This is a genomic window from Pseudoduganella sp. R-31, from assembly GCF_049913235.1.
In the GTDB taxonomy this organism is placed as follows: domain Bacteria; phylum Pseudomonadota; class Gammaproteobacteria; order Burkholderiales; family Burkholderiaceae_D; genus Rugamonas.
In genome coordinates this window covers 2,560,964-2,582,862 of the sequence record NZ_CP183986.1, presented here as the reverse complement: position 1 = coordinate 2,582,862, position 21,899 = coordinate 2,560,964, and the positions used below count along the sequence as shown (strand labels likewise).

At 63.8% G+C, this 21,899-nt stretch carries 22 protein-coding genes and 1 tRNA gene; 13 read left to right on the top strand and 10 right to left on the bottom strand.

The window, feature by feature from the left end:
- Position 1 precedes the first annotated feature (1 nt).
- Complete coding sequence (locus tag ACN9MY_RS11775; RefSeq protein ID WP_426170839.1) at positions 2-1,147, bottom strand: glycerophosphodiester phosphodiesterase; 1,146 nt, start codon at positions 1,145-1,147, stop codon at positions 2-4.
- 124 nt (positions 1,148-1,271) lie between these two features.
- Here ACN9MY_RS11775 and ACN9MY_RS11770 point away from each other — a divergent pair, with 124 nt between their 5' ends.
- The 4 genes from ACN9MY_RS11770 to ACN9MY_RS11755 are packed head-to-tail and all read left to right on the top strand — an operon-like array spanning position 1,272 to position 4,773.
- Positions 1,272-1,697 carry a MarR family winged helix-turn-helix transcriptional regulator gene (locus ACN9MY_RS11770; RefSeq protein WP_426170838.1) on the top strand — a complete coding sequence of 142 codons (426 nt, stop codon included), beginning with the start codon at positions 1,272-1,274 and terminating at the stop codon, positions 1,695-1,697.
- A gap of 53 nt (positions 1,698-1,750) precedes the next feature.
- Entirely contained in the window at positions 1,751-1,960 is a 210-nt protein-coding gene (locus ACN9MY_RS11765; RefSeq protein ID WP_426170836.1) for a YtcA family lipoprotein, read from the top strand.
- Between the two features lie 9 nt (positions 1,961-1,969).
- Complete coding sequence (gene mdtN, locus ACN9MY_RS11760) at positions 1,970-2,995, top strand: multidrug transporter subunit MdtN (protein WP_426170834.1); 1,026 nt, start codon at positions 1,970-1,972, stop codon at positions 2,993-2,995.
- Between the two features lie 5 nt (positions 2,996-3,000).
- Positions 3,001-4,773, top strand: coding sequence for an FUSC family protein (locus tag ACN9MY_RS11755; RefSeq protein ID WP_426172172.1), 1,773 nt, complete (start codon positions 3,001-3,003; stop codon positions 4,771-4,773).
- A gap of 5 nt (positions 4,774-4,778) precedes the next feature.
- Here the strand turns inward: ACN9MY_RS11755 and ACN9MY_RS11750 are convergent, their stop codons facing one another.
- Together ACN9MY_RS11750 and ACN9MY_RS11745 are read right to left on the bottom strand one after the other, a co-directional pair.
- Positions 4,779-5,432, bottom strand: coding sequence for a pentapeptide repeat-containing protein (locus ACN9MY_RS11750; RefSeq protein WP_426170833.1), 654 nt, complete (start codon positions 5,430-5,432; stop codon positions 4,779-4,781).
- Between the two features lies 1 nt (position 5,433).
- Positions 5,434-5,649 (bottom strand): hypothetical protein, encoded by a 216-nt coding sequence (locus ACN9MY_RS11745; RefSeq protein WP_426337380.1) that lies wholly within the window; start codon positions 5,647-5,649, stop codon positions 5,434-5,436.
- 83 nt (positions 5,650-5,732) lie between these two features.
- Between ACN9MY_RS11745 and ACN9MY_RS11740 the strand changes: the two genes are divergently transcribed.
- Both ACN9MY_RS11740 and ACN9MY_RS11735 read left to right on the top strand, forming a co-directional pair.
- Positions 5,733-5,808 (top strand) — tRNA-Lys (locus ACN9MY_RS11740).
- 51 nt (positions 5,809-5,859) lie between these two features.
- The gene (locus ACN9MY_RS11735; protein WP_426170831.1) at positions 5,860-6,546 is read left to right on the top strand and encodes a YjjG family noncanonical pyrimidine nucleotidase; all 687 of its coding nucleotides are present in this window, start codon (positions 5,860-5,862) and stop codon (positions 6,544-6,546) included.
- On the opposite strand, the gene ACN9MY_RS11730 is transcribed toward ACN9MY_RS11735, so the two are convergent.
- A complete protein-coding gene (locus ACN9MY_RS11730) occupies positions 6,543-9,281 on the bottom strand; it encodes a TonB-dependent receptor (protein WP_426170830.1) in 2,739 nt (912 codons plus the stop codon). The genes ACN9MY_RS11735 and ACN9MY_RS11730 overlap by 4 nt on opposite strands.
- Positions 9,282-9,512: 231 nt before the next feature.
- Between ACN9MY_RS11730 and ACN9MY_RS11725 the strand changes: the two genes are divergently transcribed.
- Complete coding sequence (locus tag ACN9MY_RS11725) at positions 9,513-10,079, top strand: hypothetical protein (protein ID WP_426170828.1); 567 nt, start codon at positions 9,513-9,515, stop codon at positions 10,077-10,079.
- Between the two features lie 19 nt (positions 10,080-10,098).
- Here the strand turns inward: ACN9MY_RS11725 and ACN9MY_RS11720 are convergent, their stop codons facing one another.
- Genes ACN9MY_RS11720 through ACN9MY_RS11710 form a run of 3 tightly spaced genes read right to left on the bottom strand, consistent with a single transcriptional unit; the run spans position 10,099 to position 12,421 of the window.
- Entirely contained in the window at positions 10,099-11,553 is a 1,455-nt protein-coding gene (locus ACN9MY_RS11720; protein WP_426170826.1) for an MDR family MFS transporter, read from the bottom strand.
- Positions 11,550-12,008 carry a MarR family winged helix-turn-helix transcriptional regulator gene (locus tag ACN9MY_RS11715; RefSeq protein ID WP_426170824.1) on the bottom strand — a complete coding sequence of 153 codons (459 nt, stop codon included), beginning with the start codon at positions 12,006-12,008 and terminating at the stop codon, positions 11,550-11,552. Before ACN9MY_RS11715 ends, ACN9MY_RS11720 begins: the two co-directional genes overlap by 4 nt.
- 20 nt (positions 12,009-12,028) lie before the next feature.
- Complete coding sequence (locus tag ACN9MY_RS11710) at positions 12,029-12,421, bottom strand: hypothetical protein (RefSeq protein ID WP_426170823.1); 393 nt, start codon at positions 12,419-12,421, stop codon at positions 12,029-12,031.
- A 70-nt stretch (positions 12,422-12,491) separates the two neighbouring features.
- On the opposite strand from ACN9MY_RS11710, the gene ACN9MY_RS11705 reads away from it, so the two are divergent.
- A complete protein-coding gene (locus ACN9MY_RS11705; protein WP_426337379.1) occupies positions 12,492-13,556 on the top strand; it encodes an aromatic ring-hydroxylating oxygenase subunit alpha in 1,065 nt (354 codons plus the stop codon).
- Complete coding sequence (locus ACN9MY_RS11700; protein ID WP_426322533.1) at positions 13,540-14,889, top strand: APC family permease; 1,350 nt, start codon at positions 13,540-13,542, stop codon at positions 14,887-14,889. The genes ACN9MY_RS11705 and ACN9MY_RS11700 overlap by 17 nt, the downstream gene beginning before the upstream one ends.
- On the opposite strand, the gene ACN9MY_RS11695 is transcribed toward ACN9MY_RS11700, so the two are convergent.
- A complete protein-coding gene (locus ACN9MY_RS11695) occupies positions 14,801-15,916 on the bottom strand; it encodes a sterol desaturase family protein (RefSeq protein WP_426337378.1) in 1,116 nt (371 codons plus the stop codon). The two genes, ACN9MY_RS11700 and ACN9MY_RS11695, sit on opposite strands and share 89 nt — an antisense overlap.
- Positions 15,906-17,519 (bottom strand): hypothetical protein, encoded by a 1,614-nt coding sequence (locus ACN9MY_RS11690; RefSeq protein WP_426170816.1) that lies wholly within the window; start codon positions 17,517-17,519, stop codon positions 15,906-15,908. The genes ACN9MY_RS11695 and ACN9MY_RS11690 overlap by 11 nt, the downstream gene beginning before the upstream one ends.
- A gap of 96 nt (positions 17,520-17,615) precedes the next feature.
- Here ACN9MY_RS11690 and ACN9MY_RS11685 point away from each other — a divergent pair, with 96 nt between their 5' ends.
- From ACN9MY_RS11685 to ACN9MY_RS11670, 4 genes are all read left to right on the top strand, one after another.
- Complete coding sequence (locus ACN9MY_RS11685) at positions 17,616-18,215, top strand: IMPACT family protein (protein ID WP_426337377.1); 600 nt, start codon at positions 17,616-17,618, stop codon at positions 18,213-18,215.
- 167 nt (positions 18,216-18,382) lie between these two features.
- On the top strand, positions 18,383-19,207 hold the full coding sequence (locus tag ACN9MY_RS11680; RefSeq protein WP_426170812.1) for a GGDEF domain-containing protein: 825 nt from the start codon (positions 18,383-18,385) through the stop codon (positions 19,205-19,207).
- Positions 19,208-19,265: 58 nt separating this feature from the next.
- Complete coding sequence (locus tag ACN9MY_RS11675) at positions 19,266-20,015, top strand: hypothetical protein (RefSeq protein WP_426170810.1); 750 nt, start codon at positions 19,266-19,268, stop codon at positions 20,013-20,015.
- 82 nt (positions 20,016-20,097) lie between these two features.
- Complete coding sequence (locus tag ACN9MY_RS11670) at positions 20,098-20,295, top strand: DUF2970 domain-containing protein (protein WP_426170809.1); 198 nt, start codon at positions 20,098-20,100, stop codon at positions 20,293-20,295.
- On the opposite strand, the gene ACN9MY_RS11665 is transcribed toward ACN9MY_RS11670, so the two are convergent.
- Positions 20,214-21,845, bottom strand: a complete 1,632-nt coding sequence (locus tag ACN9MY_RS11665; protein WP_426337376.1) for a methyl-accepting chemotaxis protein — start codon at positions 21,843-21,845, stop codon at positions 20,214-20,216. The two genes, ACN9MY_RS11670 and ACN9MY_RS11665, sit on opposite strands and share 82 nt — an antisense overlap.
- Between the last annotated feature and the right edge of the window lie 54 nt (positions 21,846-21,899).

The following is a 21,899-nucleotide window of genomic DNA, read 5'->3' as shown; positions in this document are numbered from 1 at the left end:
ATCAGCGCCCCGCTTCCTTCAGGTATTCCGCACGCGCTGCCAGCGCGGTGTCGGCGAAGTCGCTGAACACGCCATCGACGCCAAGGGCGAAGAAGTGCTTGTACTCCAGCACAGGATCGCCCTTGTAGTTGCTGGCCAGGCGGCGCTTCTCGTTGCGGAAGGTGTACGGGTGCACGAACAGGCCAGCCTTGTGCGCATCCGCCACCAGCGAGGTGGGCTCCATGGTGGTGGTGTCGGCATCGTTCACCTTGCCGTCGCCGTTGATATCAGCAGCACCTTTGACGCTGACGATGTAGCGCTTCCATGGGCCGATGCCGTCGGCATAGGTCTTGATCTCGGCCAGCCCGGCCGGGGTCACCATGTCGCTGAACAGGCGCTTGTCGCCGGCCTGCGCCCAGTCGAACGGCTTGTCGTATGGCGCGGCGTAGGTCAGCGCACCGGTTTTCAGATCGACGTCGTCGGCGTCGATCAGCTGCACCATCTTCAGCTTCGAACCTTTGCTGCGCATGTACTTCAGGCTGCCCGGCTCGAAGGACTGGATGTAGACCGGCGAGTCGCGTTCGGTCCAGCCGGCGGCCGCCAGCATCGCCAGCAGCTTGTCTTCCAGCGGCAAGCCTTGCTGGCGGTGGAAGGTCGGGTTCTTGGTTTCCGGGTAGATGGCGATATTGCGGCCGCTCTTCCTGATCATGTCGATCACTTCCTGGATGGTCGCGATCTTGTATTGGCCGTTGAATTGCTGCGGGCGTTCGGCATCGGTTGAAATGCCGCCCAAGGTCTTGATCTCCGCCAGCGTGAAATCACTGGCGAACCAGCCGTCCTGCAGTTCACCGTCGACGCTCAGCTTGCGCTTGCGGGCGGCGAATTCCGGATGTTGCGCCACGTCGGTGCTGAACGCCAGGTTCGGGTCGTGGCGGGCAATCAGCACGCCATCCTTGGTGGAGATCACGTCCGGCTCGATCGCGTCGGCGCCCAGCTCGATGGCCTTGGCATAGGCTTCCACCGTTTCCTCCGGCAGGTAGCCGCTGGCGCCGCGGTGCGCCACCACCAGGGCCGGCTTGCCGTCCAACGTGGGAAGCGGCGCCTGCGAAGTCCCGCCACATGCCGCCAATACCGCTGCCGCTACCGCTCCTGCTATCGCCTTCTTCATCGTTGCCCCGCTGTGTAAGTTGAAAACTGGCGGATTGTAGGTAGCGAAAATGACAAGCTTGTGAATTGCGCAAGCGTGCTCGAGGTGCTTGACAACCGTTGCCTAGGCAACGTATAGTTCATTTATGAACAAACAAGCCGACCCTCGCCGCGTTGCCCGCCTGGTCAGCCGCGCCCAGAAAGCCCTGGAAGAAGAACTCGATGCCAGGCTCGCGCCCTTCGATATCACGGCGGCGCAATACGTGGTGCTGTCTGCCCTGCATGGCGGCCGCGCCAACATCGCAGCGCAGATCTGCAAGGAGCTCTCGTACAGCCCCGGCGCCATGACCCGCATGCTGAACCGCCTGGAACAGAAAGGCATGATCCAGAAAGGGCCGAGCGCCGCCAATCGCCGCACCGTGCAACTGGAACTGACCGAAGAAGGCCGGCGTCTTTTCCCCAGCCTGCTGGAAGCTTCGGGCACCGTGATCGAACAGTACTTCGGTACTTTCAGTGCGCAGGAACTGCATGCTCTCGAAGCCCTGTTGCTGAAGATGTTCGCCGGGAAATAGATCTTTTTTTTGCCGAATAGGTTGCCTAGGCAATGTTACATTAAGGAAGTAATGTGGAACCTTCAATCAATGTGCTGGGAGCCTATTTTCCCGACTGGCTTTTCTGCATTGCCGGCGCCACGGTGCTGTGCTTCGTGCTGCACACAGTGCTGAATGCGCGCGGCTGGCTGGCCGGCGCCCCGGCGCATCTGCTCGCGCTGGGCTACCCCGCCCTCGCCACCGTGCTGTCCCTGTCGGCGTGGCTCGTATTTTTCCAACATTGAGGTGAGGTCATGAAGAAAACCAGGAACTCCCGCCGCTGGAGCGCCATCGTGCTGGTGCTGGCCCTGGCCGCAATCGGCCTCGCCATCTACGTCGTGCGCACGATCGACCAAGCGCCGCGCACCGATGATGCCTACGTCTATGCCGACACCATCAACGTCGCCCCCGAAGTCAACGGAAGGATCGTGGAGCTGCCGGTGGCGGACAACCAGCGTGTCAGGAAAGGCGACCTTCTGTTCCGCATCGATCCCCAGCCCTTCGAGCAAACCCTGGCAAAGGCCGAAGCCAGCCTGAAAGCGCTCGACAGCGAGATCAGGCTGACCCAGCGCTCGGTCGATGCCCAGAAGTTTGCCGCCGCTGCAGCACAGGCGAACGTCGAACACGCAAAGGCCGCATCCGAGCAGGCGGGCGACACGCTGGCGCGGCTCGAACCCTTGCTCACCAAAGGCTTCGTGTCGGCCGAGCGCATCGACCAGGCTCGCACCGCCAGGCGCGGCGCGCAATCCCAGCTTAGTGCGGCCTTGCTTGATGCGCGCCGAGCCGAAGCTTCCGTCAGCGGCGTCGATGCGCTGGTCGCCAGGCGCGAAGTCGTGAAGTCCGAGATCGCGCTGGCGCGCCTGAACCTGTCCTATACCGAGGTGCGCGCGCCGGGCGACGGCATCGTGCTGAACCTGAAAACCTCGGTGGGCCAGTTTGCCGCTGCCGGCCATCCGGTGTTTACGCTGGCCAGCTCCAGCCGCTGGTACGTGGTGGCGAATTTCCGCGAGACCGACCTGGCCGGCATCAAGGCCGGCCGCCATGCCCAAGTCTACCTGCTTGGCGACACCTCCAAACGCTACAGCGGCACCGTCGAGTCCATCGGCTACGGCGTGTTCCCCGACGACGGCGGCAGCGAAGTGGCAGGGCTGCCGCGCGTACCGCGTTCCATCAACTGGGTGCGGGTGGCGCAGCGCTTCCCCGTGCGCATCCTGATCGAACAGCCAGACGCAGCGTTCCGCATCGGCGCTTCGGCCGTCGCCATGCTGAACGCGAAGTGAACATCATGGAAGCGCTGATGGCGCGTATCCGCGCCGAACTGGCGCCCTTCCCTGGCCGCATGGATGCGGTGTGGCGCCTGCTCGCGAGCTGCACCGTGGTCATCGTCTGCTCGATGGCCTTGCAAATTCCTTCGCTCTCGCTGTCGCTGATCATGGTGTTCTTCACCGCGCAGGAGAATACCGTGCTGACCCGCATGAGCGGCATCGTGCTGGGGATCGGCAGTACGCTGGCGGTGGCGTCGTCCATCCTCCTGCTCAAATTCTTCATCGACGCCCCGATGCTGCGGATTCTCGGCGCGGCGCTGGTTGCTTTCTGCGGCATGTATTTCATGCGGACCAGCAAGCTCGGCGCCATCGGCTTCCTCACCGCCCTGATCGTGGTGTATGGGCAAAGCATGGCCGACATTTACGAAGATCCCGAAGTGATGACGCGCGCCTTGTTGTGGGTATGGGTAGCTTCGACCTATCCGGTGGTGGTGACGATGATCATCCAGCGCCTGTTCCGGCCTGCGTTGCCGGTCAAGCTCCTGGTGGAAGAATATGGCCGCCAGCTTGATGAAGTCGAGCACCAGCTTGAGGCGCGCATCGCCGGTGCCGCAGCGCCAGCCTTTCACAGCGGCCAGGTCGGGCGCGGCGTGCTGGCCCTGCAGCGGCAACTGGCGTTTGCAGCCCTGGGCAATGAGGAACGCACTGCGGCGCGTGCTGCGGCCGTCGGTCGCCTGCATGCCGCGGCCGCGCAACTGGCCAGGCTGGCGCCGTTCGAAGCTTCGCAGGAGGAGCACAAGCAGATGATCGCGATTCGACAGGCTTGCGCGTCACTGCGGGAGTGTCTCGGGCATGGGACGGCCTTCACGCCGGATTCTGCAGCGCCGGCTTCGGCCGGCCTGGCTGGCACCGCAGCGGGAGCTGCAACCGGCGCGTCGCACGCGCACAGCGTGGTTTTGCGCGAGATGGCGCGGGCTTTGCACGCCGCGGCAAATGCGGACGCCGATGCCACCCCAGGTGCCGCCGGACTGGCGCGCCAAGGCGGAACCCGCTCGTCCGGTGCCGTCGGAAATCCCTTGCGCCTCGTTTACCTGCAGTTTGCCTTCAAGGCAGTCCTGGCTGCGATGATCACCTACGTCATCTACACGGGCCTTCAATGGCCCGGCATCCATACAGCAATGCAGACCTGCATCATTCTCGCCCTGCCAAGCCTCGGCGCGACCACGCATAAAGGCATCAACCGCTTGCTGGGTTGCTGCCTTGGCAGCCTGGCCGCGCTGGCGGCAACGGTATTTGTCGTGCCGCACCTCGACAGCATCGTCGGACTGCTGGCCATGTCCCTGCCCATCATCGCGCTTGGTGCGTGGATTGCCGTGGGGCCGCCGCGTTCGAACTACATCGGCGTCCAAATGATGTTTGCATTCGCACTGGCGCAACTGGGCAGCTTCGGGCCCGTCACCGACGTCACTGAGATCCGCGACCGGTTGATTGGCATTCTGCTTGGACTGGCGGTTTCGATCACCATATACGCGCTGCTGTGGCCAGAACGCGAAGGCCAGGCGCTCAAAACAGCTCTGTCGCGCCTGCGCAAGGCGGTCGCCGCTTGCGTGCACGCCGATCAACAGGGTATTGGCTCGGCGCGGCTGGAGGCCTGGGGCCTGCTGAACCAATGTCGTGAACTGCACGCCAGGGTGGCGCTAGAGCCGGGCTGGCGCGACCGCAATGCACGTCGCATCGCGAACACGCTGGCACAAGCGGAGGAGAAGCTGGCCGCACAACAGGCCAGCCATTAGGGCGATCAGGCGACCAACAGTCCCATCTCGCCCAGGATTGCCGCCGCTTGGGCGTGGGATATCACGACGCCCTTGAAGGTGCGCAAGTCGGCCAGATCCAGGCCGCCGATATCTGCCCCGCGCAGGTCGGCGCCTTCAAGGCGGGCCAGCTTGAGCACGGCTTCGCGCAGGCTGCAGCCCTCCAGCACGGCCTCGCGGAAATCGCAGCCGGACAAGTCGGCATCCGAAAAATCGAGCTGGTTCAAGGTCGCTTTGCGGAATGAAAAGCCGCGCATATCCGCGCCAACCAGCAGGCTTTCCTCGAAGCTGGCGCCCAGGTGCGACACCTCTTCGAAGGACGCTCCAGTCAGTTTGCAACTGCGGAAACTGGCCGACGCCAGCTTGCTGCGGCGCCATTTGCTGTTATTCAGGTCGCAGCCCTGGAATTGTGCATCGACCAGGTCCGCCGATTCGAAATCGGCCGACATGCCGCGGCAACGCTGCCAACTGCTGCGAGCCAGCTTGCATGCGTACAGAATCGTTTCATTGAAAGTGCAGCGCTCAAAGACGCAGTCCTGCAGGTCGAGGCGCGACAGGTCCGCCTCGTCAAAGCTGCACTGCACGAAATGGCGCACGCCTGCCGAAAGCTGCTCCACCAGCGAGTCGCGATCCATCTCCATGTTAGCGGCGCCGGGTGCGGGCGGCGTAGGCTTCGTAGATCGTCTTGGCGTCCTTGTGGGCCTGGTCGATATTGCGCAGCTTCTTGTCGTCGTCATGGCGGACAAAGAATTCTGCGTCCTGCGCATCCATCACCAGTTTGACCGCAAGCGTGTCTTTCAGGTTGTATTTTTCGAAGATGAGCGTGGTCACTTCGTCGAGATATTCTTCGTAAGTCATGATCGGTTCCTTCCGGCGCCGATTATACGCGTCATGCGGGCACTTGCCGAAACGATTCCGTATCTATATAATTCGGGCCCTTCGGGTCGTTAGCTCAGTTGGTAGAGCAGCGGACTTTTAATCCGTTGGTCGCAGGTTCGAGCCCCGCACGGCCTACCAGAAAAAGATAGAATAGCCAGCCTTCGGGCTGGCTATTTTATTATCTGCATTATGAAGCATTCCCTCTTCCTGTTCGACCTCGACGACACCCTGCTCGATTTCCGCGCTTCCGAGAAGCTTTCCTTTGAGCGCGTGCTGCGGCAGCTTGGCTTCCGTGACAGCATCGATGAAATGTTCCAGCAATATCAAGGCATCAACATCGAACTGTGGCGGGCGTTTGAAGCCGGTACGGTTTCCAAGGAATTCCTGAAAGTGGAACGCTTCCGCAAAACTTTTGCGGCAAACGGGCTGGAGATCGATCCGCAGCAAGCCAGCTACCGCTACCTGGAGTCCCTGTCCGAAACCGTGGTCCTGGTCGATGGCGCCAGTCGCCTGTGCGAAACGCTGGCCGCAGCCGGCGAAGTGGGCATCATCACCAACGGCGTGGCGCACATCCAGGACCGCCGCATTGCCAGCTCCGGCCTGGGCGATTACATCTCCTTCACTGCCACTTCCGAAGCATGCGGCTATGCCAAGCCGGATAGCCGCTTCTTCGAATACGCCACGAAAATGGCGCGTGCCTTCAACAAGGATGAAACCATCATCGTGGGCGACCGGCTGGACGCCGATATTCTCGGCGCCAACCGTTTCGGCATCGAAAGCTGCTGGTACAACCCGGGCCGTTTAGACAACGACACCGAAGCCCTGCCCACTTTCGAAGCCGCCCATCTAGACGATATCGCTCCTTTGCTCGCTTAAAAGGCGAAGCGCAGGCCGGCGTTGACCCGGCGCCCCACATCTTCCAGGGTCAGGAACTGGCTCTCGTTGTTGGCATATTCGTGCATGCGCGAATTGCTCAAGTTGATGCCGTCCAGGTACAAGGCGATCTTCGGCGTGATGTTGTAGCGCAGGCTCAGGTCGTACTGGCCGTAGGCTGCACGGGTGCGTGGCTGGGTGCTGCCGCCGCCGCAATCGACGGCGAACTTGTTGCGCCAGTTGTAGCTCACGCGCGCCGAGAAGGTCTCGTTCTCATAGAACAGCGAAGCGTTGTACGACTGCTTCGACAAGCCCGGGTAGCCGCAATCGAGGGCTGCTGCATCGTCTCGGCTGGCGGTAGCGTCGACGAAGGTGTAGTTGGCGGCGACACCAAAGCCGCGCAGCCACGCGATGCCGTTGTCGAAGGCATACTGGCCGGCCAGCTCGATACCCTTGATCTTGCCCTTCTGTCCATTGCGGATGCGGGTATCGTGCACTACTTCCGAGTACTGCGGGATGGTGATGTCTTCAAGGCGCTTTTCAAGGAAGTTCGACACATTCTTCTGGAAGATCGCCGCACCGAGGAAGTTGGTCTTGGACAGGTACCACTCATAAGAGAGGTCCAGGTTCTTCGACTCCATCGGCTTCAGGTATGGATTGCCGCCGCCGGTCTGCACGTCTCCGAAACGGCCGCCGTACCAGTTGTCGACGCCCATCTGGTTCAGCGTCGGCCGGGTCTCGGTTTTGGAGGCGGCCAGGCGCAGCACCATGTCATCGGTCAGGTCGAATTTCAGGTTACCCGATGGCAGCACGCTGTTATAGCTGTTCTCGACCGACGTCTCGACCGCCGGGCCGTAGTTCAGGATGTAGGTGGTGTCGTTCGGGCTCTTGGTCGCCGACAGCAGCACGCGGCTGATACCGGTGGAAGTCGAATTCACGCGCACCACGCGCACGCCTGCATTCGCCGACCAGCGCTCGCCTTCCCACTTCGAATCGAGGAAGATGCTCGACACCTTCTCCTTCACGCTCCAGAAGTTCGGCTTGGTGTAATCGATGGACATCGGGCCGTTCGGGAACTTGCTCTTGTCCAGGTACAGCGCCGGATCGTTCGACAGCGCCAGCGTGGACGGCTGGTTCAGGTAATTCATGTAAGCATACGGATCGAAGCTCAGGTAGCTCGCCGGCGCGCCCGGGAAGGCGTTATCCAGCGACTTCACCGTGAACAAGGATGACGGCAGCGACACGTGGTAGCCGCTGAAAGCGTTCCACGAATCGCTTTCCCACTGGTTGCGCCCGACCTTGCGCTGCGAATATGAGACGCCGGTGTCGATGCCCTTGAAGGCGCCCATCTCGTGCGCCCAGGAGGCGTTCATGCGGGCTTCGCTCAGTTCATCGGCAAAGCGCACATCCTTGTTGGACACGGCGTGGGCGCGTACCGCGTTCGGGTCCGTAATGCCGTCGCCGAACGACAGGCTCGGGATGGAGCCAAAGGTCAGCGAATCGCCATTTTTCGGCACCATGCCCGCCACGATCCACTGGTCCGGAGTCTTGGTGGTGGTTCGCGAATTCGAGACGTCGCCTTCAAGCTTCCACTCAGGTGAAGCGTTCCATTTCGCATTCAGGCCAAAGGCCTTGGTAATCGACAGCCGGTCGCCGCCCTTGACGATCATGTCGTTCGAATTGGCATCTGTCAGGATACCGGTGCCGTCGCCGACCAGGGCCGGGTTATTGGCGAAGAAGTTCGCGCCGGGACGCAGGAAGCTCGTGACCTGGTTGTTGGAGTCGTACTTCACGCCCAGTTGCACCGGGTTGTTCCAGTCGCTGATGGCGATCACGTCGTTGCGCTGGTTGAGGCGCGAATACAAGGCATCGGCGGTCAGCTTCCAGTCCGCGGAAGGGTTGTACTGCACGGTGACGTTGCTGACCAGCCGCTTGCGCGTTTCGTTCTCCTGCTGGTAGCCGAAGCTTTGCGGCATCAGCAGCTTCTTGCTGGTGACGTTGGCCATGGTCAGGCCCTTGGAATTCAGGTCGCCGTCGATCATATACACGTCGCGCAGGTTCCAGGCATCGTTGATGGCCTTGTTCTGCTTCGACGCGCGGTCGGTGTACGACAGCGAACCGGTCACGCCAAAAGTCTTGTTCTCATTGGCGAAGGAATACATGCCGCTGACGTTGGGCGTGTTCTTCTTCGAGTTCGAATCGTAGGAGTCGAATACATTGATCACGCCCGAGTGGCCGGCCTTGCCGGACAAGGGACGCGCGGTCTGGATATCGACCGTGGAGCCGATGCCGCCCTCCGGCAGGAAAGGCATGGAAGTCTTGTAGACGATGGCCTTCGAGATCAGGTCGGACGAAAGCAGGTCGAACGAAAAATCGCGGCCGCCGGTGTCGCTGGTCATGGTGCGGCCGTTGACCAGCACATTATTGAACTCGGGGCCCAGGCCACGTACCGAGATGTAGCGCCCTTCCCCGTTGTTGCGCTGGATTTGCACGCCGGTGACGCGCTGCAGCGATTCCGCAATGTTCGTATCGGGGAACTTGCCGGCGTCTTCGGCCGATACGGCATCCACGACGCCTTCTTGCAAGCGCTTGGTCGCGAGCGAGGACGCCAGCGAAGCGCGCACGCCACTCACCACCACCTTGGCAGAAGGATCGATCTGCTCTTCCGCCGTTTGAGCATTGGCACCCAGCGGCAGCAGGATCTCTGCGATCAGCGCCGCCAATACAGTCTTACGCATAAATTGTCTCCGTTATTTTGGTTTTGGTGAGCCAATGTTACGCAGGGCTTGCAATATCAAAGTATTGCGTCTTTCAGTATTGATATTCCGAAAACGTATGAGTCAGCCTGGCCCGCTGGCTGCGCGCGAGCACGATGCCTGATGTCGGATTTATGCAACCCGTGACTATTCGATAGTTTGCTGACAGCAACAGAAGTTACAATTTGCACTCTGAAAATTTCGGGATTCCCAGTGTCTGATAACGTATACGCCGCGCCGAGCGCCAACCTTGATGAACATTTCCATTCCGGCGTGGAAGACCGCTTTTACGTGGTCTCCACGCGCAAGATGCTGATCCTGTTCTTCCTCACCTTCGGCCTGTTCCAGCTGCACTGGAATTTCCAGAACTGGCAGCGGCACAAGCGCGCTACCGGGGATGACGTCTGGCCGCTGCCGCGCGCGCTGTTCGCCCTCTTCTTTACGCATACCCTGTACCACGAAGTGGCCGACTACGACCCCAGCGGCAAAGGCCGCAGCTGGAACAGCGACACCTACGCGACCGGCATGGTGTTCCTGATGCTCGCTGGCTACGCCTTGTCATGGGCCGGCACCGGCTCGCTGCTCCTGGACGTGGTCTCGATCCTGCTGTTGATCCCCACTGGCCTGCTGCTGAAGCAGGTCCAGCTGGAAATCAACATCCGCAGCGGCGACCCGGCCGGCAGCAGCAACGACAACTTCACCGCGGCCAATATCGCCTGGTGCGTGCTCGGCGCATTAGCCTGGTTCTTCTTCGCCATCGGCCTGCTGCTCGTTCGTTGATGAACGCCGGCGCCGCGCGCTAATCGGCCTTGTGCCCTGCCAGCGCGATCTCCGGCAGGAACAGCAGCACAATCAGTCCTAGCAGGACCAGCAGCGCGCCGGCGCCAAAGACGCCGGCAATTGCGTGGCGATAGACGGCCACCGTCGAAGCCAGCACGCTGACGCCGGGCCCGACGGCCGCCACGGCGTTCACGCCGTGGACATGCAGCGAATGCGCCAGCATGGCGCCCGAACCGGTCACGCCCAGCAAGCCGCCCAGCGAGCGGAAGAAAGTCAGCATCGCCGTCCCCACGCCGCGCCGCGGCAGCGGCAAGGCGTTCTGCACCGCGATCGTCATGTTCGGCATCACCAGGCCCAGGCCGGCGCCGAGCAGGAAGATCGCCGGCTCGATGACCCAGTAGCCCCACCCGGACTCCATGCCCAGCGCCAGGGTGCTGAACGCCACCAGCGCGGCGACCAGTCCAGCCACTTGCACGCCCTTGTACTTGCCGGTGCGCGCCAGCCTGCGGCCGCTCAGCATGGAAGAACCGACCAGGCCAATCATCATGGCCACGGTAAGCAGGCCGGAGCTGGCCGGGCTGCTGCCCATCACCACCTGGAAGAACAGCGGGAAGAACACGGTCGCGCCCATCAGGCCCATGAAGGTCAGCGCCATCACCACGCTGGCGATATTGAAGACGCGGTTGCCGAACAAATCCGGCGGCAGCACAGGCTCCGGCACCTTGCGTACATGCATGGCCAGCCAGGCGCCCAGCACCACGGCCACCGCGCTGCACACCTGCACCTGCAGGGAATCCCAAGGCCATTCCGTGCCGCCCAGCGCCAGCACCAGCAGCGCCGACGTGATCGAGCCGGTCATTAGCACGGAGCCCAGATAATCGACACGGTGCGCATGGTGCACCTTTTCCTTGTGCAGCGCCCGTGCGATGGCATAGAAGGCCACGGCGCCAACCGGCAGGTTGACGTAGAACGTCCAGTGCCACGACAAGGCGTCGGTAATCAGGCCGCCCAGCACCGGCCCAAGCAGGCTGGTGGCGGCATACACCACCGGCACCATGCCCATGCGCTTGCCGCGTTCCGCCGGCGGGATGATGTCGGCAATGATGATCTGGGCCAGCGGCAGGAAGCCGCCCGCGCCCACGCCCTGCATCGCGCGGAACACGATCAGCTGCGTCATGTTCTGCGACAGGCCGCACAGCGCGGAGCCAAGCAGGAAGGCGCCCATGGCGGCGAAGATCATCGGGCGACGGCCGTACTGGTCGGCCAGCTTGCCGTACAGCGGCATGGTGGCAGTGGAAGCCAGCACATAGGCGGTGACCACCCACGACAGGTGGGCCATGCCGCCCAGGTCGGCCACGATGCGCGGCAAGGCGGTGGCGACGATGCTCTGGTCCAGCGCACTGAGGCCCAGCACGGCCATCATGGCCAGGTAGACAGCGCGGATTTCGCGCTCGGTAACAGCGGTGTCCTTCATGGTGCTCCGATGATGTTCAGGGGTTCAATGGCGGCTTCCAGCGCAGCCAGCTGGGCCGGCGTCAGGCGGGCGATGCGCTGCGCCATCCAGTCGCGGCGCTTGTCGCGCAAGGCTTCGATGCACGCGGCGCCATGCGCCGTCGCCTGCAGGCCGGAGCGGCGCCGGTCTTGCGGATCGGGCGCGCTGCGCTGCACCAGCCCCGCCTCCTCCATCGCCTTGACATGGCCGCTCATGGTGGCGGTGCGCACGTTTTCCATGCGCGCCAGTTCGGCCACGCCGATGCCAGGCTGTTCCTGGATGATGGCCAGCAGCATGTACTGCACCAAGGGGATATCGCCGCCGTTTTCGCTGGCGTCGCGGCGCATCTCGCGCACCAGCCGTTTCAGCGTCAGGCGCAGCTCTTCACTGGCGGCGAGCACGCGCGGCGTCAGGATCGCTTCATGTTTTTTCGGCATCGGCCATATAGTTAGGTAGGCTACCTACATATATTGCCAGATTTCTCCTTGCCGCGCAAAAGCGCCAGCAAATGCTGGCGTGCCGCCGCTGGCGCCATGCCCTTTTCCTGCAGGTGCGGCAGCAGCTTTTCGAACAGTTCGCGGCGCCGGACTCCGGCCTCCGAGATACCGCGCCGGTCGCTGAAAAAGTCCATCAGCGTCGAGCCGCACAGGCAATTGCGATAGGCTTCGACGATCGCAACGCTGTCGTCGTCGAAGCTTTGCTTGAGGCCAGTGATGTCCTTGCGCACCGATTGGGTCTGCTGCATGAATTCCTGCGCCGTGGCGAAAGCCCGCCCGCAATTGCCGCAATGCTTGGGGAAGGCCGATGCAGGCAAGGCTTGCAAACCCTCAAAGAAAAGACCTTCGTCCATTTTTGCAACCTCTTTCTTCCAGTGCGCTGCAATTTATGAGACAGTGAATCTTTCGCGCCGCGGAGCACATATGACCCTGCAGGAGCATTGCCGTATCGAGCCGCTGGAACGCGCCCGCGCGCTGCATGCCAGCTTCTATACCGACCAGCAATGGCTGGAATTCGAGCTGCGGGAAGTGTTCGGATCGACCTGGCAACTGGCGGCGCACGCCGGGGAGCTCAGTGCAACCGGCGACCATGTCGTCGGCGACATTGCCGGCAAGCCGATTATCATCATACGCCAGGGCGACGGCAGCCTGCAGGCTTTCTTCAACGTCTGCCGCCACCGCGCCGGCCCGCTCGCGACCTGTAACGGCAAGGGCGCGCGGGCGCTGCACTGCAAATACCACGGCTGGACTTACGAACTGGATGGCACACTGCGTGCGGCCACCGAAATGCAAGACGCGGCCGGCTTCGACAAGTCGGCGATCCGCTTGCCCCGCATCCAGGTGCGCGAGTGGCAGGGGCTGGTGTTCGTGGCGCTGGATGCCGCCGCGCCGCCGTTCGAACAGGTCTTTGCCGGCATCGCCGAGCTCATCGCCCCGGCGGGCGTGTCGTCCATGCGCTTCGCCAAGCGCGACACCTACAAGCTCGAATGCAACTGGAAGGTCTATGTCGACAACTTCCTCGAAGGCTATCACCTGCCCTTCGTCCATCCCGGCCTGTCGCAGGTGCTCGACTACCGCGCCTACGACACCGAGCTGGCGCAATGGCATTCGCTGCAGCACTCGCCGCTGCGCAACAACGACGGCATCTACGGCGACGGCAATGCCTGGTACTACTTTATCTACCCCAACATCATGCTGAACATCACACCGGGCCGGCTGCAGACCAACCGCATCCTGCCGGCCGGGCACAGGCAGTGCATCGTGGAGTTCGACTATTACTACGCCGACGATCCGGCAGTGCAGGCGCGGGCGCAGGCCGAGCAAGCCTTCAGCGACGAGATCCAGGCCGAGGACATCAGCATCTGCCAGCACGTCCAGCAAGGCCTGGCATCCGGCTCATACACCGCCGGGCGCCTGAACCCGAGGCGCGAAAGCGGCGTGTGGCATTTCCAGAACCTGCTGCGCGCGGCCTATGCACGCCACGGATAAGGCCAAGCCGCTCGGCTTCTGGATGTGCACAGCCCTGATCGTGGGGAATATGATCGGCATGGGCATCTTCATGCTGCCCGCCGCGCTGGCGCCGTTCGGCAGGAACGCGTTTGCGGGATGGGCCATCTCCGTCATCGGCTGCCTGTTCATCGCCCACGTCTTCGCCCGCCTGGCGCGCGCCATGCCGGACGAGGACGGGCCTTACGGCTATTGCCGGCGCGCCTTCGGCAACGGCGTTGCCTTCTTCACCATGTGGTGCTACTGGGTGTCGATCTGGGTCACCAATGCCGCATTGGCGATCGGCATCGTGGGTTACCTGGCAACGCTGGCGCCGGCGCTGTCCGCGCACCCGGCCCTGCCGCCGCTGGCGGCCATGGGCATCATCTGGTTCTTCGTGCTGGTCAGCCTGCGCGGTGCGCTGGCTTCGGGCCGGGTGCAACTGGTGTCGGCGGCGCTCAAGCTGCTGCCGATGAGCGCCATCGTGCTGCTGGGCGTGTGGATCTTGGGAACCGACAGCGCCGCCTACGCGGCGCACCTGCCGCCCACGCCATTCACGCTGGACGGCACCGCCGCAGCCGGCACCATTGCCCTGTTCGCAATGCTGGGCGTGGAATGCGCCTCGCTGCCTGCGACCAAGGTGCACGAGCCGGAGCGCACCATCCCGCGCGCCACGATTGCCGGCACGCTGGCCGCGGCAGCAGTGTATGTGCTGGTCTGCACGATTCCCATGCTCTTGCTGCCGCAGGCCGAGCTGGCCGCCTCCAACGCCCCCTTCGTCGACCTGTTCCGCCGCTACTGGGATGGCGGCAGCGGGCATTGGCTGGCGACGGCCGTCATCTTCAGCGGCCTGGGGGCGCTGAATGGCTGGACCATGCTGGCGGGCGAAGTGACCGCGTCGATGGCTCGCCACGGCATTTTCCCCGCCATGTTGAAAGCGCCCAACCGCCACGGCGCGCCAGCCTGGTCGCTGCTGCTGGTGGGAGCGCTGGCCAGCGTGATGATCGCAATGAACTACAGCCGCTCGACGGCCGAGGCCTTCACTTTCCTGACGCTGGTGGTCACGGCAGCCAGCATGCCGCTCTACCTGGTCGGCGGCGCGGCGGTATTCAGGCTGCACCGGCGCGGCGTATTGGCGCGAGGGGCAGCGCTGTCCCTGAGTGCGGTGATGAGCTGCGTTTTTTCGCTCTGGGCCTTTTACGGCATGGGCAGGGAAGCCTTCTGGTGGGGCATGGCGCTGGGTGCGGTCAGCCTGCCCGTGTTCTGGCTGGTGCGTTGGCGGCAGAAGGCGCAACAGGCTGCAGGCAATACGCCACCAGCAGCAGCGCCGCAGTAACGGCGCCAGCCAGCGCCAGCCTGGCCGCCAGCGACAGCGTGGCGGCATGCAGGACCAGCTGGTTCTGCATGGCCACTGCGGCAGCAAACATCGACAGCGCGGCGAAGGTCCAGCGCGCACCGCCGGCTGTGGCACGGGTGGCGCTGTACAGGCGGCCCGCAGGCAGCGAGAAGGCCGGCCACGGATCGGCAGCGGCAACATCGGCGGGACGCCAGCCGGTGCGGCGGAACCACAGCGAAAGCTTGTCGCGCCAGCGCGCAGTGCGCAGCGCATCGCGCCACATCACGGCCGGCCAGGCAAATTGCGCCCGCACCGCATTCCAGCCCGGCGCGCCCTTGCGCACGCCGTAAACGCACGCCTCGCCTTCTTCGATATAGGTGCCGAACAGGCGGTCCCAGATCATCAGCGTGGCGGCGTAGTTGCGGTCGAGGTAGACGTCGTTGACGGCATGGTGCACCCGGTGCGCGCTGGGCGTGTTGAGGATGCCCTCGAGCAGCGGCACCCGGCCAACCAGGCGCGTATGAATCCAGAACTGGTAGAACTTGCTCAGCGTGAGCTGGATGATGAAGACGCCCGGCGGGCAGCCGAGCAGCGCCAGCGCCATGAACAGCGGCGCGTGGAAAAGATCCTGGAAAGCGCCCTGCCGCAGCGCCGTGGTGAGGTTGAACTCTTCGCTCTGGTGATGCGGTGAATGCACGGCCCACAGGAAGTTGATTTCGTGCGACCAGCGGTGCGCCCAGTAATAGACGAAATCGAAGGCGACAAACGACCACGCCCAGGTGCAGGCCGACGCGGGCGCCGACTGCCACAGCGACAAATGGCTGAACACCCAGCCATAGGCCAGCAGCATGGCGGATTTGGTGAACACTTCCAGCGTCACGGTCCAGATGCCGCAGCCCATGCTGGTCAGGCTGTCGGCCAGCGAATAGGCCTGCAGCCGGCGGCGATGGGCCAGCCAGGCTTCGGCAGCGATCATGACAAGAAAGACGGGCGTGGCCGCAGCCACCAGTGCATTGTTATCGAGCATGCGCGGTTTTGGCGCCGGCCTTGCGGCCAAGCGCGCTGCGCAGCACTTCGCCGACAGGACGGTTCAGCACTGCCGCCACGGTCTGCATGCGCCGCGAGTCCAGCATGGGGCGGGTGTTCTGCGCGGCCATGGCCGCTTGTGCAGCCTGGGCGGCGGCAAGGGCCTTCGCCTTTGCTTCGCGCCGCGCGCCGGCAGCGATATCGGCCAGTTGCGCCAACTGCACCTCGTTCGGGAAGCCTTCGACAAAATAGCGCGGCGGGTAATCGTCGGTGCGCTGCATCAGCGCTCCCACCACCGGCATGGCGGCGTCCCAGCTCACGGTAATCGGCGGGTCCAGGCTGGAAGGATCGGCAAAGTACAGCAGGTCGGTTTTCGGCAGCAGGCTTGGCATGTCGCGCGTCCAGGTGCAGGCGCTGGTGCGGACCTGCTCCGGGCCAAGCTTGCCGACCAGGTAGGTGACCACGCAGCGATTGCGCCCACTGGCCCATTCGTGTGTTTTCAGCAGTTCCTTCTGCAAGCGGTAATCATTGCCTTCGACGTATTTGGCCAGGCTGTTCAGGCGCCGCTCAAGGCTTGGCGGCACGAAGACCTGCCAGCGCTCGTCCACCAGGCGCAGCAGGCGTGGCATGACCATTTTCTCTTCGCGCATGGCCTCGATAGCGGCCTTCAGCATCGCCTCCATCGCCACCAGGTTCTGGTCGCTGCACACCATTAGCATGCCGCGCGTCGGCACCATGACGACCGGACGTCCATCCGGAACGGCCGCCTTGATCAATTCAGGCAGCAGCATGCGCGAGGAGCTGTAGCCATCTTCCCATCCGCCGGCAAAGACACCTTGCGGGGACGACAGCAGCGGCGCGGTCGAGCGCGCGCGCAAATTGGCGAAGGCAGCTTCGAAAGCGGCATCCTCGGTCAGCCCCCAGGCCTCGAGATGCGCCCGTGCCACGCGGTGGGTCACCGTGCCGCGGTGGAAGGCCAGGCCCATTTCCAGGCCCTCGCAAATGGGACGGAACAGCAGCGGCGAGTAGCCCCGGGCGGCAGCCAGCATGGCTTGCCCGCGCTCCGCACTGTTGCGCACGATCGGCAGCAGGTGGCGCACGGCCTCCTCCACCATGCCGGGCGTATTTCCCATCAGGACCATGCCCGCGGTGTGCCGCAGCAGGTCTTCGCTGGCGGCCAGCGATGCGCCCAGCCATTCCTGGTACATGCTCTCCAGCGGCACCAGCAGTTCAAGCGGATAGGGCGACTCCGGGCCGGGCACCCCAAACAGTTCGCCTTCTGCCGCCATGAAAGTCCAGCGCCGGCCCGGGTCCAGCAATTCCAGGTGCGATTGCAATTGCACGGCGTATTCAGCCAGCGTCGCACGCGGGGGCGGCGCCTTTTCCTCCTCCACTTCGCAGCGGATACCGCAGGTCATCAAGGCGTCGCGGAAGCGCTCGGCCATGGCCCAGTCGACGCCCTTCTTCACGATCGCGCCATTGCCGGCCGTGATCGGGCGCACCGCCTCCAGGGGGCGGCGGAACAAAAGCATCAGGCGTGCCTCGACCCGCTCCTGCAGGAAGCCGCTTTGTACGCCAAGGGTTTTGATCCGATAAGTTGCCACGAACGTCGCCACGTAGACCAAGTTGAACAAATTGCAACGGCATTGTAAGGGAAGCCGGACGTTAACTGTTCAGCAAAGCTGTATCATGTTGGCCCCATGCCACAAACCATTATATCTCCCGCGACTAGCGATTTGATTGTAAAGAAGAGCCGTTTTCTCGGTTTTGTCTCTCCGGTAACCGGCCGCGCCGAGGCGCAGGCCGTCGTGGCCCGCCTGCGCGCCGAGCACCCCGCTGCGGCCCATGTGTGCTGGGCCCTGCTGGCCGGCGGCCAGTCGGCGGCAGTCGATGACGGCGAACCCGGCGGCACGGCGGGCCGCCCCATGCTCGACGTGCTGCGCCACCAGGACCTGGAAGGCGTGCTGGCAGCCGTGGTGCGCTATTACGGCGGCATCAAGCTGGGCGCGGGCGGCCTGGTGCGAGCTTATACCGATGCCGTGGCCCAGGCCTTGATGAAAGTGGAAAAAGTCGCCATCGTGCGCCATACCGAAGTGCATTGCACCCTGCCTTACTCGCTGGAAGGCATGGTGCGGCGTGAACTGGCCGCCGCCGGCGCCATCCTGCTGGAAGTGAGCCACGGGCAGCGCGTATCACTGGCTTTCCGCATCGCCCAGGCCGCCGCGCCGGCATTGGCGGCCCAGCTGAACGAGGCAGCCAGCGGCCAGCTCGCGTGGCAGGCACGACACGATGAAAGTTAAATAGTTACAATTAAATAATTTCCTATTAACAATTTTTGCGTTATTGGGCGGGTCTCGATACTGTCATAGTCATGCGCGATGAAACACTATTTTCTGGCAATCAACTCTCATCGCTGTTGAATGCCCTGCCCGACCCTGCGTTCGTCCTGACCCGCAGCGGCCGTTACATGGCTATTTTTGGCGGCATCGACCTGCGGTACTACCACGACGGCACCCACCTGATCGGCAAAACCGTCCATGACGTCCTGACGCCGGACAAGGCCAGCTGGTTCCTGAAAGAGATCGAAACCGCCCTGGCCTGGCGCGCCCTGCACATTGTCGAATACAGCCTGGTGCAAGGCGACATCAAGGGGCAGGCTGGCAGCGGTCCGAGCTACCGCCTGTGGTTCGAGGGCCGCCTCCAGGCGCTGGACTTCCAGGTTGACGACGAAGATGCCGTGCTGTGGGTGGCCAGCAACATCACGGCGCGCAAGGAACTGGAAGTTCAGCTGCGCATGCAGAGCGAAGTGGATTCGCTGTCCGGCCTGCTGAACCGGCGCAAGCTGATGAGCGTGCTGGCCGAGCATTTCGATACCTTCGAGCGCTACGCCACCCCGATGACCATGCTGATCTTCGATATCGACCACTTCAAGCGCGTCAACGACGAACACGGCCACCTGGCCGGCGACATGGTGATCAAGACCACCGCCGACGTGTGCCAGCGCGAGCTGCGCACGACCGACGCGCCGGCCCGCCTGGGCGGCGACGAGTTCGTGGTCCTGATGCCACACACCACCTGCGAACAGGCGACGCCCATTGCCGAACGCCTGCGCCTGCGCATCGCGGAAACCCTGCAAGCCCTGGGCTGCATTGGCGACTCCGTCACCATCAGCGGCGGCCTGGCCTGCTTTCGCGCCGGCGACCTATCCTGCGAAGACGTGCTGAAACGCGGCGACGACGCCCTGTACCAGGCCAAGCGCGCCGGCCGCAATCGCATCATCGGCGCTGGCTGAGGCTTGCGGGGGCTTGATAAAAGGTTCAGAATTCCCTCAAAGCCCGAGGGAGGTTGTGATGGACTCTTTAATACAGTTCAAACCTGGCGACACCTGGCTGCTGCGTAGCCGCGGAGCGCGCGCCATGAACCACCTGCTGGCACCGGCATCCGCGCCGCGTGCCGCCACCCTGCCAGCCGTGGCCCGATGGCGCGGCCGCGAAGCCATCCCGATTCACCTGCTGGACAGGCTGCGCGCGTCGCGCGCCAACAGCGCCTATGCACGCCGCCTTGACGACCTGCAGGTTTGCCTGGGGCGCGCCGAAGTGCAGCTGCGCCAGTTGGCCGCCCCCCAGGCCTGGCAAGTGCCCGGCGCCGGCCCGGTGCTGGGCGGCGACGCCATGCTGGCGAGCTGGCGCCAGATCGCCGAAGGCGGTCCGCTGGCACGCGAATTCGCCACCTACGCCTGCCACGTCTCGGCCTGCACCCGCCAGCTGCAGGAAGCCCTGGCCAGTTTCGACCTGCTGCAACAGCAGGCCACGTCGCCCGAGCGCCACGCCGCGCTGTCCGAGCTGGCCGAACGCCTGCTCGCCTGGGGCGACACGCTGGTGGAAGACGAGGTCGCGGACGAAGTCATGCTGCGCATCCAGGCCTACCCGGAGCTGTACGAGGAAATGCTGGAAGAAGCGGACGGCGGCAGCGACGAGGCGGCGGCCAGCCTGGAGTCGCTGGGCGATGCCGACCTGCTGCGCCTGGACTGGACCGGGGGCCAGCGCGGCAAACTGCTCAAGGCCCTGGCCCGGCTGCGCGGCCAGCCGGCTGCCAACTGATACGGTCGTTTCCGGGCGCTTCTGCGCCTGTTTTTCGAGGCCGGGCCGGCGCACAATAGGCCCAACCTCGAAAGGATACGACATGGACGACACCAAACCCCGCAGCTTCGGCGAAACCATGCTGGCCGTTGCCTGGTCCTTCATCGGACTGCGCCGGCGCAGCGATTTCGAGCGCGACGCCGGCGCCCTGCGTCCCGGCTACGTCATTGCAGGCGGGCTGATTGCGGCCAGCTGCTTCGTCGCCATCCTGCTGTTTGCGGTACGCCTGGCCACATCGTGATGCAGCTTGAACACGCCCACCAGCGTATCGAGGTGGGCGGCCTGCTGCTTCAGCGCATCCGCTGCTGATGCGGCTTCCTCCACCAGCGCGGCGTTCTGCTGCGTGACCGTATCCATCTCCGTCACGGCCCGGTTGATCTGTTCGATGCCGGCGCTTTGCTCATCGCCGGCGGCCGTGATTTCACGCATGATCTCAGACACCCGCTGCACCGAAGCGACCACTTCATCCATGGTGCTGCCGGCCCGGGCGACCAGGGCGCTGCCCTGGTCCACCTGCTCCACCGAATTGACGATCAGGTCCTTGATCTCCTTGGCCGCAGCGGCCGAACGCTGCGCAAGCTGGCGCACTTCGGTGGCGACCACGGCAAAGCCGCGCCCCTGCTCGCCGGCGCGCGCCGCCTCCACCGCCGCATTCAAGGCCAGGATATTGGTCTGGAAGGCAATGCCGTCGATCACCCCGATGATGTCCGAGATCTTGCGCGAAGAATCGCTGATCGAGCCCATGGTCTGCACCACCTGCCCTACCACGGCGCCGCCCTGCTGCGCCACCGCGGTCGCCGCCGCGGCCAGTTCGTTGGCCTGGCGTGCATTGTTGCCGTTTTCGCGCACGGCGCTGGTCAGCTCCTCCATCGAGGACGCGGTTTCCTCCAGCGCGCTGGCCTGCTGTTCTGTACGCGACGACAGGTCCAGGTTGCCGGCCGCAATCTGGGTGGCGGCGGTGTTGATGGTCTCTGTCCCCTGCCGCACTTCGGATACGATGCGCAGAAGGCTGTCGCGCATCATGCTCATGGCCTTCATCATGCTGGCTTCATCGTCCTGGCGGGTTTCCACATGCACGGTCAGGTCGCCGGCAGCGATACGGCCGGCGATTTCGGCCGCCACATCGGGTTCGCCGCCCAACTGGCCGAGCAAGCGGCGCGCAATCAGGGTAGAGGCCACCACGCCGGCCACCAGCGCCACGCCGCTCATCACCAGCATCATGCTGCGGGCCGCGGCATAGGCTTCGGTCGCGGCGGCAGCGTCCCTGGCATTATGCTGGCGCTGCAATTGCACGTCTTCATCCATTACGTCCTGCCAGCGCTGAGTGGCGGGGCCGGCTTTCTGCATCAGCAGGGCCACGGCTTCGTCATCCTTGTGCTGCATGGCCAGCTGCAGCAGCTGGTCGGTCAATGAACGGGACTCCTGTTGCAGCGCGCGAATGCGGGCGCGGATCGCCTTGCCCTCCTCCGTGGCAGGCAAGGCTTCCAGCGCCGCCTGCGCCTTGTCGTACTGAGCCCGCGCGGCCTGGATCTTGGGCAGTTCGCGCTGCATTGCCGCTTCGTCCGAGAGCAGCACCAGGGTGCGCGTGACGCGTGCCACGACATGCACCGCCTCCGACATGTCCTGCACATAGGTCAGCTTCGCCACATTGAGCCGCACGACTTTCTCGAGCTGGGCGTGGATGCGGTGCATGTTGAAGATGCCGAGGCCCGACACGCCGGCCATCAGCGCCAGCACCAGGCCAAAACCCAGCGCCAGCCGGGTGCCCACCTTCATCGATTGCTTCGACATGGCTATTCCTTTCGTAGCGACTCTGCAACCTCGGCACTGCAAATAGGCAAGACT